General features: G+C 36.1%; 12 protein-coding genes. 8 read left to right on the top strand and 4 right to left on the bottom strand.

Going from position 1 to position 14,722, the window contains the following annotated elements:
• Nucleotides 1–5 precede the first annotated feature (5 nt).
• Nucleotides 6–1,763 carry an aromatic amino acid hydroxylase gene (locus tag QWY87_RS02870; RefSeq protein WP_290287965.1) on the bottom strand — a complete coding sequence of 586 codons (1,758 nt, stop codon included), beginning with the start codon at nt 1,761–1,763 and terminating at the stop codon, nt 6–8.
• A 227-nt stretch (nt 1,764–1,990) separates the two neighbouring features.
• Here QWY87_RS02870 and QWY87_RS02865 point away from each other — a divergent pair, with 227 nt between their 5' ends.
• The 6 genes from QWY87_RS02865 (at nt 1,991) to QWY87_RS02840 (ending at nt 9,810) form a co-directional block, all read left to right on the top strand.
• Nucleotides 1,991–2,656 carry a peptidoglycan recognition protein family protein gene (locus QWY87_RS02865; protein WP_290287962.1) on the top strand — a complete coding sequence of 222 codons (666 nt, stop codon included), beginning with the start codon at nt 1,991–1,993 and terminating at the stop codon, nt 2,654–2,656.
• Between the two features lie 3 nt (nt 2,657–2,659).
• Nucleotides 2,660–4,117 carry a M14 family zinc carboxypeptidase gene (locus tag QWY87_RS02860; RefSeq protein WP_290287959.1) on the top strand — a complete coding sequence of 486 codons (1,458 nt, stop codon included), beginning with the start codon at nt 2,660–2,662 and terminating at the stop codon, nt 4,115–4,117.
• The gene (locus QWY87_RS02855; protein WP_290287957.1) at nt 4,077–6,425 is read left to right on the top strand and encodes a TonB-dependent receptor; all 2,349 of its coding nucleotides are present in this window, start codon (nt 4,077–4,079) and stop codon (nt 6,423–6,425) included. The genes QWY87_RS02860 and QWY87_RS02855 overlap by 41 nt, the downstream gene beginning before the upstream one ends.
• 33 nt (nt 6,426–6,458) lie before the next feature.
• Nucleotides 6,459–7,571 carry a PQQ-dependent sugar dehydrogenase gene (locus QWY87_RS02850; RefSeq protein WP_290287956.1) on the top strand — a complete coding sequence of 371 codons (1,113 nt, stop codon included), beginning with the start codon at nt 6,459–6,461 and terminating at the stop codon, nt 7,569–7,571.
• 161 nt (nt 7,572–7,732) lie between these two features.
• Entirely contained in the window at nt 7,733–9,256 is a 1,524-nt protein-coding gene (gene gpmI / locus QWY87_RS02845) for a 2,3-bisphosphoglycerate-independent phosphoglycerate mutase (RefSeq protein WP_290287953.1), read from the top strand.
• Between the two features lie 143 nt (nt 9,257–9,399).
• Nucleotides 9,400–9,810 (top strand): BT0820 family HAD-type phosphatase, encoded by a 411-nt coding sequence (locus QWY87_RS02840; protein ID WP_290288038.1) that lies wholly within the window; start codon nt 9,400–9,402, stop codon nt 9,808–9,810.
• Here QWY87_RS02840 and QWY87_RS02835 read toward each other — a convergent pair.
• Entirely contained in the window at nt 9,807–10,190 is a 384-nt protein-coding gene (locus QWY87_RS02835; protein ID WP_290287952.1) for a hypothetical protein, read from the bottom strand. The two genes, QWY87_RS02840 and QWY87_RS02835, sit on opposite strands and share 4 nt — an antisense overlap.
• Before the next feature lie 171 nt (nt 10,191–10,361).
• On the opposite strand from QWY87_RS02835, the gene map reads away from it, so the two are divergent.
• On the top strand, nt 10,362–11,168 hold the full coding sequence (gene map / locus QWY87_RS02830) for a type I methionyl aminopeptidase (RefSeq protein ID WP_290287951.1): 807 nt from the start codon (nt 10,362–10,364) through the stop codon (nt 11,166–11,168).
• Between the two features lie 11 nt (nt 11,169–11,179).
• Nucleotides 11,180–11,944, top strand: coding sequence for a class I SAM-dependent methyltransferase (locus tag QWY87_RS02825; RefSeq protein WP_290287948.1), 765 nt, complete (start codon nt 11,180–11,182; stop codon nt 11,942–11,944).
• A gap of 183 nt (nt 11,945–12,127) precedes the next feature.
• Here QWY87_RS02825 and QWY87_RS02820 read toward each other — a convergent pair whose 3' ends face one another.
• Together QWY87_RS02820 and QWY87_RS02815 are read right to left on the bottom strand one after the other, a co-directional pair.
• On the bottom strand, nt 12,128–12,895 hold the full coding sequence (locus QWY87_RS02820; RefSeq protein ID WP_290287945.1) for a tetratricopeptide repeat protein: 768 nt from the start codon (nt 12,893–12,895) through the stop codon (nt 12,128–12,130).
• A gap of 22 nt (nt 12,896–12,917) precedes the next feature.
• Nucleotides 12,918–14,681 carry a BatD family protein gene (locus tag QWY87_RS02815; RefSeq protein WP_290287942.1) on the bottom strand — a complete coding sequence of 588 codons (1,764 nt, stop codon included), beginning with the start codon at nt 14,679–14,681 and terminating at the stop codon, nt 12,918–12,920.
• Nucleotides 14,682–14,722: the final 41 nt, after the last annotated feature.

Below are 14,722 nucleotides of genomic sequence, written 5' to 3'. Positions count from 1 at the left end.
GAAACTTAATAAGATTCCTCATTGATCAATTTAATTCCATCAGCAATAAGATGCTTGATGGATTCAAGCTCATAGGAATTTTCTAAATGAGACTTCACAAGCTCTTTTGTATCTGAACTTTCTTCAGGATATAAAAGTTCATAAATCTCAAGAACCAATAACCAGTCATTCGGGAAGTTTAACACAAGCTTCCCGAATATTGTTTTCAGCCTAACCGAGTCAATCAGTTTTGACTGCCTCATTTTTCTTACCTCTTCATAAAGTTGAAAAAGCTCAAGTTGCTCAGCGCTATAATCAATTTTATGTGTTTTCTCTTTTGGTACTTCAAATTGTTGTCCAAAAGAATTTGGATCGGCAATTCCTGAAAAAGCTGAAATCACGGATTCGCCAACGGCCATATCATAAATTCCCCAGGAAGGGTGAAACAATACCTGGTCTCCATAGCTTACTGTACAATTTCTAAATGAAATCAATATGATTTTGCCCTGAAGATTTCTCTTCCCTGTTATTATTTCTCCTTCAACCCTAACGCCTCCTTCAAACAATAGACTCGTTGTTCTTCCTTCATAAATACCATAAGCTTCAAGATCAGTAGGTGACATATTCTCAATCGCAAGATTAATCCCTTTTAATTTACCTATAGGTGAGCCAAAACCATCTAAATGGTATGTCTTATCATGCCCTATCAATTCTTTATTTTTATACGCCAAGGCAGTAGGGCCCTTTGTTTTTAAATAAATGGGGCGATTATAATCATCAGCAATCAATTCAGTGAATTTTCCTGAAATCTGAATTCCCGTGCATAATTCAACCGTTCCCAAGTTCTTTGAGTTAATTAATTTTTGCACTCCTCTGAGTCCTCCTTTGCGCAGTGACATGGAATTAGCATATTCCTCTAGTACAAAGCTTAAATGCGCAAAATCTTCGGTAACGAATAACTGGGGCTGTGGCTTTGTAATATCAAATTCAACCTTGGCAGCATTAATGGTATAAGGAAGTTTTTTAACCTGATCACTCATGCACCATTTACTTTCTCCAATAGATGACAGTAGGCCAGCTCCATATATTTTCGGGGCTTTCATATCCCCGATCAAACCATATTCCACGGTCCACCAATGCATATTTCTGATCCCTGCCATCTCGCTGGGGTCACCCATATTTTTAGAAATGGCTTTTATCTGTTCGGTAGCTTCTTGTATGTCTTTCTTCTGAGTATTTGGATCTTCTTTTATTATTGACAAGTGCCTGATCGCCTCATACAATTCAAAATCCTTCGCTGAAGAAATCGCCTTTGAACCAATTTCACCAAAACGACGTAAGTATTCTGCATATTCCGGGTTCGCAATTATAGGTGCATGCCCTGCAGCCTCGTGTATGATATCAGGTGCCGGCGTATATTCTATATGTTCTATTGTACGTATGTCCGCTGCGATAACCAGCGTGTTATAGGCTTGAAATTCCATAAAAGCATTTGGGGGAATAAAACCATCTACCGAAACAGCTGCCCATCCAATTTCTTTGAGAATTCGATTCATCCCTTCCATTCTTGGAATTTCTTCTGTAGAAATTCCAGCTTTCTGAAGCCCCGATATGTATGATTCATGAGCCGTAGACTTTAAGTAATCCATATTCTTTCGCATAACATATCGCCAAACAGCCTGGTTTTGCGCTGTATATGAATCGTAGGGTTGCTTTAAGATAAAATCACGTAAGTGATAGGGAAGCTTCTCCAACACACTATTTGAAAGATACTCTCGGGCCATAGAACGCTTTTTTGTAAAGTTATATAAATTAAATATTTCGAGAATTTTACTACATCCTCAAGCCATTGGTCACAATCTTGACAATTTCGTATGTTTAGATTCCTTTACTTAAAAATAAGTTCCCAATTTTAGTAGTAGCAACATGAATAATAAAAATAAATCTTTCAACATGACATTGCATTTATTTTTATCTAAATTAGCCGGAATCAAAAATTATCCCACATTTCATGCTCAAATTCATTCCATTTATTTCTCTTATTGGCCTGTTTCTTATTTCATGTAATTCAATGAAAATCATCGACAAGCCTATTACTTTTGACGATGAAAGGAAGCAATTGACGCTTGAATATATGTCAAAAAGATATGGGATTGAAAAAAGCACAACAAGCATTTCGCCAAAAATGATTGTTGTCCACTGGACAGCTATCCCTGATTTTGAACAGTCATATAATGCATTTAAAGATAGCAGACTGCCTAATTCAAGAGTCGATATTACCAGTGCAAGTGCCTTAAATGTCTCTTCACAGTTTCTTGTGGACCAAGACGGAACGGTGTATCGCCTCCTTCCTGAAACAACAATGGCCAGACACGTGATTGGTTTAAACCATTGTGCCATAGGAATTGAAAACGTGGGTGGCACTGCAGACAAACCCCTGACCAAAAAACAATTGAAATCAAATGTTAAATTGGTCAAGTTCTTAAAAAAACAATTCCCTGAAATCGACTATGTAATTGGTCATTACGAGTATACCCTTTTTGAAGGGCATCCGCTATGGCTCGAAAAGGATCAAAAGTACCGTACAGAAAAAACAGATCCTGGCAAAGATTTTATCGATAACATACGTAAGTCTACAACCTCTCTTAGTTGGGAAACAATTCCTGTTAAAAATTAAACTATGACAAAATATTTACTCCTACTACTGCTTCCTTTTATAGGCTATTCTCAGAAAGAAACATTAGATCAACGCCTTTTTGCGTCTTATGATGATTACAAAGAAATCACCATAGATAAGAGACGGTTTAAACATAATGATATTCAGCCACTCATTGACAGTCTAAAAACACAAAAGGCTTTTGAGGTTACCATATTAGGAGAATCAATTCAAGAACGCAGTATTTCAATGATCAGTGTTGGTGAAGGTGAAACAGACGTTCTTTTATGGTCTCAAATGCATGGTGATGAGCCAACAGCTACAGCAGCTATCTTTGACATAATCAACTATTTCAAGCAAAATAAAACCCTATTGAAAAATGTTAGAGTCCATTTTATACCAATGCTAAACCCAGATGGCGCCGAAGCTTTTTCTCGACGTAATGCCATTGGTATAGATATCAATCGAGATGCTGTCAGACGTCAGTCTCCAGAATCAGAAATACTAAAAAGAGTAAGAGACAGTCTCGATGCTGATTTCGGGTTCAATCTTCATGATCAAAGCAAGTATTATAATGCTAAGACAACTGAAAAACCAGCGACTATTTCATTTTTAGCACCTGCTTATAATTTTGAAAAAGACATCAACGAAACAAGAGGTAACGCCATGCGTGTAATTGCCAATATGAATAAGGTAATACAAAGATATGCCAGAGGTCAGGTTGGCCGGTATTCGGATGAGTTCGAACCAAGAGCCTTTGGTGACAACATGCAATTATGGGGCACAAGTACGATTCTTATTGAATCTGGAGGTCATTATGACGATCCAGAAAAACAGTTCATTCGGAAATTAAATTATGTCAGCATCCTATCAGCCATAGAAAGCATTTCGACAAAAAGTTATGAAGCAACCACACTTGATCAATATATGTCTATACCCAAAAATGATCGTAAACTCTTCGATCTTAAAATTGAAAACTTAAGCTTCTCATACCTTGGTTTAGACTTTAAAGTAGATATTGGTGTGAATCATACTGAAATTGAAAATAAAAATCACAGTGAGTTTTACTATTTAGGTAAAATCAGCGATGTAGGTGACCTTTCAACACACTATGGATATGAAACGCTTGATGCAGAAGGTTATGAGTTTAAAGTTGGCGAAACCTATCCTAAAATACTAGATGATTTTGAAGCTTTTATGAATTTAGATTTTACGAGCTTGCTAAGTCAAGGCTATACTTCGGTAAGCATAAATGATATGCCGAAGGAGATTAAATTTACTCCGAAGCCAATAAACATTATCGACATCAAAAAAATCATGATACCAAAAAACAATTCGATGCCTATGTCACCTATTAAAATTGGGGCAGATGCTACATTTTTATTAATGAAAAACGATATAGTGGTTTATGCTATAATCAATGGTTTTATATACAATTTGGATGAAAATAAAAACATGGTCAAAAACGGGCTTGTTAAATAAGGTTTTACGTCGTGGAATGGTACCAAGGTATTTGTTTTTAACAGGTTTCCTCTTCATCTTGTTCTCTTCCTCTTTAAGAGGTCAATCCTATGCCGGAAAGGTGATCAGCTTAGAAAACAAATTAGAGATTCAACAGGTTCAAATTATTGACAGTCTTCAAAACATAATTGAAACTACTGATCAAAATGGCCAGTTTCTTTTAAAGTCCCAGGGAACATTTACATGTATAAAAGAAGGTTATTATCCAAAGAAATTCAATGTCAATGCAGCTGAAATGACTATTGTCGAGATGGAGGAAAAACCATTTTCCCTTGCTGAAGTGATTATAAAATCTAATCACTTTCAAAGTGAATTAAAATATATTTCTTCGTCAATAGCCGTAATTCCATTCTCTCAAATTAAGAGCAATAATGGCGTCAATATTGCTCCTATTCTGAATAGTGTGCCTGGCGTTTATATGCACAATGGAACACTCAATACAAATCGAATAACCATTCGTGGTATTGGTTCAAGAAATCTTTTTGGAACAAGCAAAATCAGGGCCTATTATGGAGATATTCCTCTGACTAATGGTTCAGGAGAAACAACCATCGAAGATATTGAACTAGAAGGTATGGCTCGAATGGAAGTGCTTAAAGGGCCTTCATCCAGTCTTTATGGAGCTGGTCTCGGGGGCACCATACAACTTATCCCAGACAAAGGTGTTTTTAACACAAAAGCCATCGCTACAGCCTATACTTTTGGTTCATTCGGGCTTCAAAAGTTTTGGCTTAACGCTAACCTTGCAAATAAAACCAATTCAGCTAAAATTACTTATTCCAATACCCATAGTGATGGCTACAGAGACAATAATGAATTAGATCGACAGACCCTGACACTCGCCTCTAATCATTATCTAAATGAAAAAAACAATCTTAATATAATCGCTAATTTTATCGACCTCAAAGCTTTTATTCCAAGTTCTTTAAATGAAGAAGATTATATCAATGAGCCAACTAAAGCAGCCTTTACATGGGGTCAATCAAAAGGCTTTGAAGATTACAAGAAATTCTTATTAGGGGTATCCTGGCAGCATCAATACAACGAAAACTCCAAACAAATAAGCAGCATATTTGGCAGCTTATTAGACTCTTATGAAGCAAGACCCTTTAATATTCTTGAACAGAATACCAACTCTATTGGCTTACGTACAAGGTTTATACAACAATTAGATCTATTCCAAAAGGACTTGCAATGGACTGTTGGTTTTGAATATTTTAATGATTTAAATCAATTGAAAACTTTTGAGAACCTTTATCAGGATTTTCCGCCTGGAACAGGAAGCGTTCAAGGTGAAGAACTAAGCGATTTTGATGAAAAAAGGTATTATTATAATCTCTTTCTTGAAGGTAAATACCAACTTGCAAATAAATGGCTTCTCGATTTAGGTCTGAATTTGAATCAAACCTCCTATAAAATTGATGACAATTTTAATGACGATCAAAATAACCAATCCGGTAACTACAGTTTTGACCCTATTTTATCTCCGAAGATTGGCCTCAACTATCAATTGAATAAAACTAGTATGCTATACGCTTCGGTGAGCCATGGCTTCTCTCCACCAAAGCTTGAAGAAACCTTATTGCCAGATGGCCTTATTAATAGCGATATTCAACCTGAAACAGGCTGGAATTACGAAATTGGAAGTCGTGGTAAATTCATCAAAGGCATTTTTAATTATGAAATTGCTCTGTATTATATGGATATTGACAATTTATTGGTAGCCCGAAGAATAGGTGATGATCAATTTGTTGGCGTAAATGCCGGTAAAACAATTCATAAAGGTCTCGAAATCGAAATTAATTATTTCTTGCTTAACAAACCTACTATTCAATTAAGTCATTCAAATGCTTTGAGTATACATCGGTATACATTTGATGAATTTCAAGATCTTGATGAAGATTATTCTGGAAATGACTTGACAGGAGTGCCAGACAAAACCTTTTTTTCGCAGCTTCATTTAACCACCTTATCCGGATTTTATACTTACCTAAACTATCAATTCATAGGTGAGATTCCGTTGAGAGATGACAATAGTATATACGCTGACAGTTACCAGCTGGTAAATTTAAAAGCCGGGTATAAAATAAATTTAACAGCGCACTTCAAACTAGATGCTTATGTTGGCGTAAATAATGTTTTCAATGAAAAATACGCCTCAATGTTGCAAATAAATGCGGCAAGCTTTGGAAATAACGCTCCTCGCTATTATTATCCAGGAGAACCCACAAATTATTATGCTGGCCTGAATCTAAAATATACTTTTTAAAAAATTGTATCTTTAAACTTAAAATTTATCAAAATGAATAAAATCACTCTTGTCATCGTCTGTTTGTCCTTTTTTATGACCCAATGTCAAAAGACTAATGAATTTACCAGCAATGGTGACTTTAGTTATAAAGCTGAAACTGTTGTGGATGGCCTTGATATCGCCTGGGGTTTAGAATTTCTGCCTGATGGATCGCTATTGATTGCAGAGCAAGAAGGAGATTTAATCGTTTTTAAAGATGGCGAAAAAACCAAATTAAAAAATGTCCCGGCTGTGGTTTACAAAAACCAAGGTGGATTGTTAGATCTAAAATTGCATCCTGATTATGCAAACAATGGATGGGTCTATTTTTCCTTTTCAGGAAATACTGAAAACGATGACAAAGGGGCCAATACAGTAATAATGAGGGCCCGAATCAAAGGAGATGCATTAGTTGACAAAGAGGTTATTTACAAAGCAACACCGAACACAAAAAAAGGACAACATTTTGGGTCTCGATTAGAATTTGATAATGATGGCTTCCTCTTCTTTTCTATTGGCGACAGGGGCAACAGAGATAATAACCCTCAGGACATCAAAAGAGATGGCGGAAAAATATACAGGCTCCATGACGATGGAAGTATTCCATCTGACAATCCGTTTGTATCCACAGCGGGTGCAAAGGCCGCCGTATATTCTTATGGACACAGAAATCCTCAGGGAATGGCCATGCATCCTCAAACCGGAAAAATATGGGTTCATGAACACGGTCCTCAAGGTGGAGACGAGATCAACATTATCGATTCCGGTAAAAACTATGGCTGGCCATTAATTACCTATGGGATCAACTATGACGATTCAGAAATCACAAAAGACACAGATTTACCCGGCATGGAACAACCGCTGCATTATTGGGTTCCGTCTATTGCACCTAGTGGTATGACCTTTATAACAACTGATCTATATCCAGGCTGGGAGAATCAATTACTCGTTGGCTCACTTAAGTTCGAATATTTAAACCTTGTTAAGCTTGAAAATGGAAAAGTTATTAGTGAGGAAAAATTAATTGAAGATATGGGTAGAGTCAGGACGGTTAAAATAGGTCCTGATGGGCATATTTATGTTTCTATTGAGCAGCTCGGTATTGTAAAAATCGTTTCGAATTAACATTTAATATTTTTCGTGACACGATTATCCTTCATTTTTTTTGATTACAGCTAAAAATCCCCTTTTTTAAAGGGATTCCTGCATTATTTTACCATAAAATCTGGTTCAAAATCTAATTGTTCCTTATCTTTGCATTTGAATTTTTCAATAGTAAATGAGCCATGGATAAAAAAGTTATTTTGATCATATTAGATGGGTGGGGTGAAACTCAAAACCCTGATGTTTCAGCAATTTATAAAGCTAAAACACCATTTTTCGATTCACTAATTAGCAATTATCCAAACGCGAGTTTACGCACTGATGGATTAAATGTAGGTCTACCGGAAGGTCAAATGGGAAATTCTGAAGTGGGTCATATGAATCTTGGCGCCGGAAGAATTGTATATCAGGATTTCGTTAAAATCAACAATGCTGTTGCAGACGGGTCTATCGCTGAGGAAAAAGTGATCACAGATGCTTTTGCTTATGCAAAAAAGGAAGGTAAGAAAGTACATTTCTTAGGCCTTCTTTCTGATGGTGGAGTTCATTCACACATCGATCACTTAAAAGGTCTTTTAAATGCAGCTGATAATTATGGTCTAGAAGATGTTTTTGTACATGCTTTTACCGATGGAAGAGATGTTGATCCAAAATCAGGTCTTGGGTTTACCAAAGAACTTGAAGAACATATGGCTACTTCAACGGGTAAATTAGCCAGTATTTGTGGACGTTACTATGCAATGGACAGAGACCAGCGATGGGAAAGAGTAAAACTTTCTTATGATGTTATGGTTAATGGAATTGGGGAACCTTCTATGGATGCTGCAGCAAGTATGCAAAAAAGTTATGATGCTGGTGTTACAGATGAGTTCATCAAACCGATTGTTATGACCGGAGACGATGGGCAGCCAGTGGCAAAAATTGAAGATAATGACGTTATTATATTCTTCAATTTTAGAACAGACAGAGGTAGACAATTAACAAGAGCACTATCACAAGAAAATTTTGAAGAATTTGACATGCATACTTTGCCGTTGTACTATGTGACATTGACAAACTATGACGATTCATATAAAAAAGTATCAGTGGTTTATCCTAAAGATAATCTTACTGAAACCTTGGGTGAAATCCTGGAAAACAATAATAAAAAACAGATTCGAATCGCTGAAACAGAAAAGTATCCTCATGTGACTTTCTTTTTCTCTGGCGGAAGAGAAACTGAATTTGATGGAGAAAAAAGACTGCTTTGTCCTTCTCCAAAAGTAGCTACTTACGACCTGCAGCCTGAAATGAGTGCTTTCGAAATTAGAGATGCCATTCTTCCAGAGCTTAAAGCTCGTGAAGCAGATTTTATTTGCCTGAATTTTGCGAATACGGATATGGTAGGTCACACAGGCGTAATGGAGGCCGCTATGAAAGCAGCTGAAGCCGTTGACTCATGTTTGAAAGACGTCATCAATACGGCTTTGGAAAATAATTATTCAAGTATCGTTATTGCCGATCACGGAAACAGTGAGAAAATGCTTAATGAAGATGGATCACCTAATACGGCACATACAACTTATCCTGTCCCTTTAATTCTGGTTGAAAAGGATAAAGAGAATGGTATAAAAAATGGTGTTTTAGGCGATATCGCGCCCACTGTTCTTGATCTTTTGAAGCTCTCTAAACCTGGTTCAATGACGCGTGAATCATTACTGAAATAAGGAATCTGGATAACAGAAAAGTAAACGAACACGAAAACACTTAATATTTCGTTTATATAATATGTTAAAATTACCTAATTGAAATACTTTTCTTGGTTTTAGGATTGTATTATGATTAGATTTGATAAAATTTGGAGATGAAAATGTTACCTAAAAATTCTTTATTGATTGCCGTCGATTTCGACGGTACAATTGTAGAAGATGCTTATCCAAAAGTTGGGGCTGCAAAGATTTTTGCTTTTGACACTTTACTCGAACTCCAACAAAAAGGGCATCGTTTAATCTTGTGGACATACAGATATGGAGACCGGTTGCAAGATGCGGTAGATTTTTGCAAAAAAAACGGCCTGGAATTCTATGCTGTCAATAAGAGTTATCCCGAAGAAAAATTTGATGGAAGTATCAGCAGAAAGGTAAATGCTGATGTGTTTATTGATGATAGAAATGTAGGTGGCTTATTGGGTTGGGGTGAAATTTATCAGCAATTGTTGAAAACAGAAAAACCTCATGAGCACAAATCGAAAAAAGGCTTATTTGGCTTTTTTAAGAGTTAATTTCTTTTTTTGCTACCACCATTCCTTTGTTTTCTTGCCTTTTCTCTCATTTCATCCTTTAGCAAAAGGAATTCTTTGTACTGATCGTCATTCAATATTTTAGCGACCTCAATATTTTCCTTATCAGAAATAGACTTTAAGGTTTCTCTTTTTACTTCTTGTGTAAGGACCTGGTCTCTTAAAGCCTTCCTTTCAGTCATGGTTTGACGAAGCACCTCTTTAAAACTGATCTCTTGTAATTCATCTAGTTCTAAGGTTGACACCATGGTTTGCATCGCTTCTTTTTGGTTTCCCTTCTTAGACTCTCTGCCTTGACCTTGTGCATAAGTTGAGAGATTTAGGGATAAGAATACTATTAATAACAATACATGTTTATTCATAATTTTTCAATTTCTAGTTTACCTTCTGACTCGGTTTCTGAAAAAAGGTTTAATGGCAAGTGTAAAAAAATATAATTCTTTGAAAGATTCAATCAAGAGGCTATAAAAGATCAGAATTGATTTTTTTGTCTCTATCTTTTTACAGTATCTTTGCCATATTAAATACAAGTCATGATACAAATTAAGTCCCGTGAAGAGATAGAATTGATGAGAGAAAGTGCTCTTATTGTTTCTAAGACACTTGGTGAAATTGCGAAAGTGATAAAGCCCGGTATTAGTACTTTGGAATTGGATAAAATTGCTGAAGAATGCATTAGAGATCATGGCGCAATTCCCGGTTTTTTAGGGTTGTATGACTTTCCAAACACACTTTGTATGAGCCCGAATGAACAGGTGGTTCATGGAATTCCAAATAAGCAACCACTAAAAGAAGGCGATATTATATCAGTAGATTGCGGTGCGCTTAAAAATGGTTTTTATGGCGATCATGCCTTTACTTTTGCTGTTGGAGAAATAGATCCCGAAACTAAAAAATTACTTGAAGTGACCAAAGAAAGTCTTTATGTAGGCATTAGAGAATTCAGAACAGGTCAGCGCGTAGGTGATGTAGGTCATGCCATTCAAAAGTTTACTGAAGGTCATGGGTATGGAGTTGTAAGAGAACTTGTTGGTCATGGTTTAGGAAGAGAGATGCATGAAGATCCTGAGATGCCCAATTACGGTCGTCGCGGAAAAGGCAAAAAATTTGTTGAGGGAATGGTGGTTGCCATTGAACCTATGATTAATTTAGGAACGCATAGAATTAAGCAATTTAGTGATGGTTGGACCATTAAAACTGCCGATGAAAAACCAAGTGCACATTTTGAACATGATGTGGCTATAGTTAATGGAAAACCAGAGTTGCTTTCAACTTTTAAATATGTCAATGAAGCTTTGGGTATCGTGACCAATGAAGAGGCTGAGTTTAGAGCCAAATAAGAGATCATTACATGAAGCTATTCAAATATGTACTGAATACCATCCCGAGACCCTATTTGATCAAAATGAGCTATCTCGCAACGCCAATTCTTTCAGTTTGGTTAAAAGGAGATCGATATACTGATCCTATAGATGGAAAAAGCTTTAAACGCTTTTTACCTTATGGTTATGGAGAACAAAGACCAAATGTCCTTTCACCCAGTACACTTTCTTTAGAAAGGCATCGTTTGCTTTGGTTATACTTAAAAAATGAAACAGATTTTTTCCAAAAACCTTTAAGAGTGCTACATATGGCTCCAGAACAATGCTTCTTATCCATATTTAAGAAAATGAAGCATCTTGATTATACTACCGCAGATCTTTATTCACCTATTGTAGACGTTAAAGCAGATATCCTCGATCTTCCGTTTAAAGATGGAGAATTTGATTTGGTTTTTTGTAATCACGTACTCGAACATATAGAGGATGATAATAAAGCAATGAAAGAATTGTATAGGGTAATGAAATCCGGGGGAATGGGTATTTTTCAGGTTCCTCAAGAATTAGCAAGAGAAACTACATATGAAGACCCAGATATCATAACACCTGAAGACAAAGCAACACATTTTGGACAATACGACCATGTGAGAATTTATGGAAGAGACTATTTTGATCGATTAAGAAACGCAGGATTTAATGTTGAGGAAGTCGATTATTCGCTGAAACTAAGCCCTGAACTCGTAGAAAAATATTGCTTGGCAAAAGGAGAAATCTTACCTGTTTGTTTTAAACCTTGATTGGATACCTAGGGTTCTCAGAGGGTGATTTAAGTGAGGGGCTCACTTAAATGAGGCCTTCACTTAAGTGAAGGCTTGACTCATGTCACTTATTTCAAAAAGTAAACATTAATCAAAAAATTGTTGGTTTAAAACCCAATGAAGTCTTATTGTAGAAGTATAAAAGCCAGATCTACTCAATACTTAAATTTCCTTGATTGCAGCGGTATCGATCCATCCCATCTTACCATCAGCAATTTTGATCTTTTTCCAGTTGTCCAGCGTTTCCAGGATCAGTACTTTGGTACCTTCATGCAGTTCAAAATATACATCACTAGACTTGGTTGGCGCATTTTTTACTTCGGCAGCAGGATAGAAAATAATCGCTTCAACGTTGGTATCCATATGGTGTTTATTTCTGTATGCAAAAAACAAACTCGTGGTGACAAAAATCACAGATAAGATACTGGTAATAAAATAAAACCTCTTCTTCCCGGTACTGTAAGAAAAGTGATACATTAAAAATAAAAAAGCAAAGAGAAAAGCAAGAGCAACAGCTATTTTCGACCAAGTTTCATAGGTAAATCTTAAAATGATACCATCCATGAATTTCTGCCATAAACTTTTGGGGATCGGCTCAATATTGTCTAGAATCATATTATTAGCGAATCCTAAATTAAACCTTACGTCTTTGTCATTCGGGTTCAATTTTAAAGCCTTTTCATAATAATAAATGGCAGGTGCTACCTGATTTGTTCTATAGTAAATGTTTGCCATATTGAAGTAGAGAGAAGCAGATTCCAAATCTAACTTTTCAATATTTTGATATTGTTCTAAAGCTTCAATATACTTTTCCTGCTGGTATAATTTATTAGCTGATGCAAATAAACTATCAGGAACCTGAGCCTGTACAGAAGTGCCTGCAAAAACCAGTAAAGAAATAAAAACGGTATGTATTAAAAATTTCAACATGTTTATTTAAATCAATCTATAGCTATAACTGTTTATCAATTTTCGCTATTACTCTTTTGGCATTTTCATATTCTTTCTTCATCATCACATCAGTAGATGGTGTATAACGGGCATAATCACAATTCTCCAAAACCGTACCAAACTCCTGTATAGTGTTTTCATCCACCTGTCTCTTTTTCAGGATCTCTGCAATTCTCTCACGAGAGATATCTGTTGTTTCTACGTGTAGTTTAGCCTTAAGGTAATTATGAAGTGCTTTTTCTAAGGCAATATAAAAAGCTTCTTTTTTACCCAATACTTTTCTCGCCTGAGACAGATACTTTCTTGCCAATCTATCGGCTTTCCTTCGCTTGTTTCCTATGATGTCACTATCCCTCTGCTGTTTCTTTTTACCTATATAGATACCTAATGGAATCGATAACAAAGGCAAAATCATTAGCACATAAAATAAATTAGAATCCATGAAATCCTCATCCTTCAAGGTCGAAACAAAACTTGTTTTCAAATGAATATACCTAATATCACCTTCATTACTAACCACAGCCTGTTTATTGTTACCTATCACATTCTGATCTGATACTTCCACACCAGTCAGGGCATTTAATACTATGGGTTCGGTTTCAACTGAATAATACTTTTCTTCTTTTGGATTAAAATATGAAAATGAAACACCCGGAATCTTGAACTTACCTCTTGATTGAGGAACAACCGCATATTGGTCATAAACGCTCCCTTTAAGACCGCTCATGGTAGTTCTGATATTCTCTTTGTGTTCTGGTTCATATTCTTCCAAACCGTTCGGAGTTGAAATACCCGGTAATTTAACCAGCTTAAGATTTCCTTGACCTTTCAGTTCTACTTTTATTTGGGCTGATTCATTCGCCTTAAGATCCGTTTTACTAGGTGTAACGGAGAAGTCAAAATCACCTACGGCACCGCTAAAGTTAAAGGGTTTATTTTCGGTTGGTAATTCTTTAACTCTTATGATTTTTCTACCAGAGGTCAGTGTGAAATTCACATCATTCATCAACATATTCCCGAAAAAATCTCTCCTGCCCATTGGAATCCCGGCAGTAATCTCCATTTCAAGAGGTTCTATTTCAAGCTTTCCTGATTTATGAGGAATTAAAACTGTCTTCCTGACAATCACAAAACGATGGGGTTTACCACCATAGGTTCCATTTTTTGCCACCCACTTTTTAACTTCGATGTTTTGATTCCAAAAACCATTGAATGAAGGGGATGAAGCCTCCCTTGTATTTTGAACATTTACTTTGTTAATGTCAACATATAATTTATAAACAACTGAAATACTCTCACCCACATAAGGGGTCATATCAGACACTTCAGCCACTAAATGAATGTTTTGTTGTGCTACATATCTTGGGTCATTAGGATCCTCAGGAATATCCACAGCATCCGTCACAGATATCCTAACCGTATTAGATTTGATAAGTTCCCCATCATAGAGAACGGTAGCAGAAGGAATCGTAAAAGTTCCCTTAGCAGTTGGCTGGATTACATAGGTGTAGGTTAATTTATAAGAAGTCTTCCCGTTAATCGAAGAAAAACTGCTAGACTGACTTGGACCAGCTAATACCTTGAAGTTTTTAAAATCAGGAGGAGTGAAATCATCCCCACCTTGCTTATCAATTGAAAACTCAATACGCAATCTTTCGTTTAGACCCAGTTCAGTTTTACTAACAGCCGTTTTGAACGTCACCTGTGCGATAACGTTTTGCGCTGTTATGAGCAATACCAATATGGATAAATACTTCGCTTTCATTTTCTAAACTTTCATTCTCAGTTCACTTTAACGACAAAATG

The organism is Lutimonas halocynthiae, assembly GCF_030409835.1.
Classification (GTDB): domain Bacteria; phylum Bacteroidota; class Bacteroidia; order Flavobacteriales; family Flavobacteriaceae; genus Lutimonas; species Lutimonas halocynthiae.
The sequence above is the reverse complement of the archived record's forward strand: the minus strand, read 5'-3'. Positions and strand labels throughout refer to the sequence as shown.

What these genes read in the sequence shown, in the direction of transcription:
- QWY87_RS02870 (WP_290287965.1), bottom strand. Translation starts at nt 1,763, where the DNA reads ATGGCCCGAGAGTATCTTTCAAATAGTGTGTTGGAGAAGCTTCCCTAT.
- QWY87_RS02865 (WP_290287962.1), top strand. Translation starts at nt 1,991, where the DNA reads ATGCTCAAATTCATTCCATTTATTTCTCTTATTGGCCTGTTTCTTATT.
- QWY87_RS02860 (WP_290287959.1), top strand. Translation starts at nt 2,660, where the DNA reads ATGACAAAATATTTACTCCTACTACTGCTTCCTTTTATAGGCTATTCT.
- QWY87_RS02855 (WP_290287957.1), top strand. Translation starts at nt 4,077, where the DNA reads ATGAAAATAAAAACATGGTCAAAAACGGGCTTGTTAAATAAGGTTTTA.
- QWY87_RS02850 (WP_290287956.1), top strand. Translation starts at nt 6,459, where the DNA reads ATGAATAAAATCACTCTTGTCATCGTCTGTTTGTCCTTTTTTATGACC.
- gpmI (WP_290287953.1), top strand. Translation starts at nt 7,733, where the DNA reads ATGGATAAAAAAGTTATTTTGATCATATTAGATGGGTGGGGTGAAACT.
- QWY87_RS02840 (WP_290288038.1), top strand. Translation starts at nt 9,400, where the DNA reads ATGTTACCTAAAAATTCTTTATTGATTGCCGTCGATTTCGACGGTACA.
- QWY87_RS02835 (WP_290287952.1), bottom strand. Translation starts at nt 10,190, where the DNA reads ATGAATAAACATGTATTGTTATTAATAGTATTCTTATCCCTAAATCTC.
- map (WP_290287951.1), top strand. Translation starts at nt 10,362, where the DNA reads ATGATACAAATTAAGTCCCGTGAAGAGATAGAATTGATGAGAGAAAGT.
- QWY87_RS02825 (WP_290287948.1), top strand. Translation starts at nt 11,180, where the DNA reads ATGAAGCTATTCAAATATGTACTGAATACCATCCCGAGACCCTATTTG.
- QWY87_RS02820 (WP_290287945.1), bottom strand. Translation starts at nt 12,895, where the DNA reads ATGTTGAAATTTTTAATACATACCGTTTTTATTTCTTTACTGGTTTTT.
- QWY87_RS02815 (WP_290287942.1), bottom strand. Translation starts at nt 14,681, where the DNA reads ATGAAAGCGAAGTATTTATCCATATTGGTATTGCTCATAACAGCGCAA.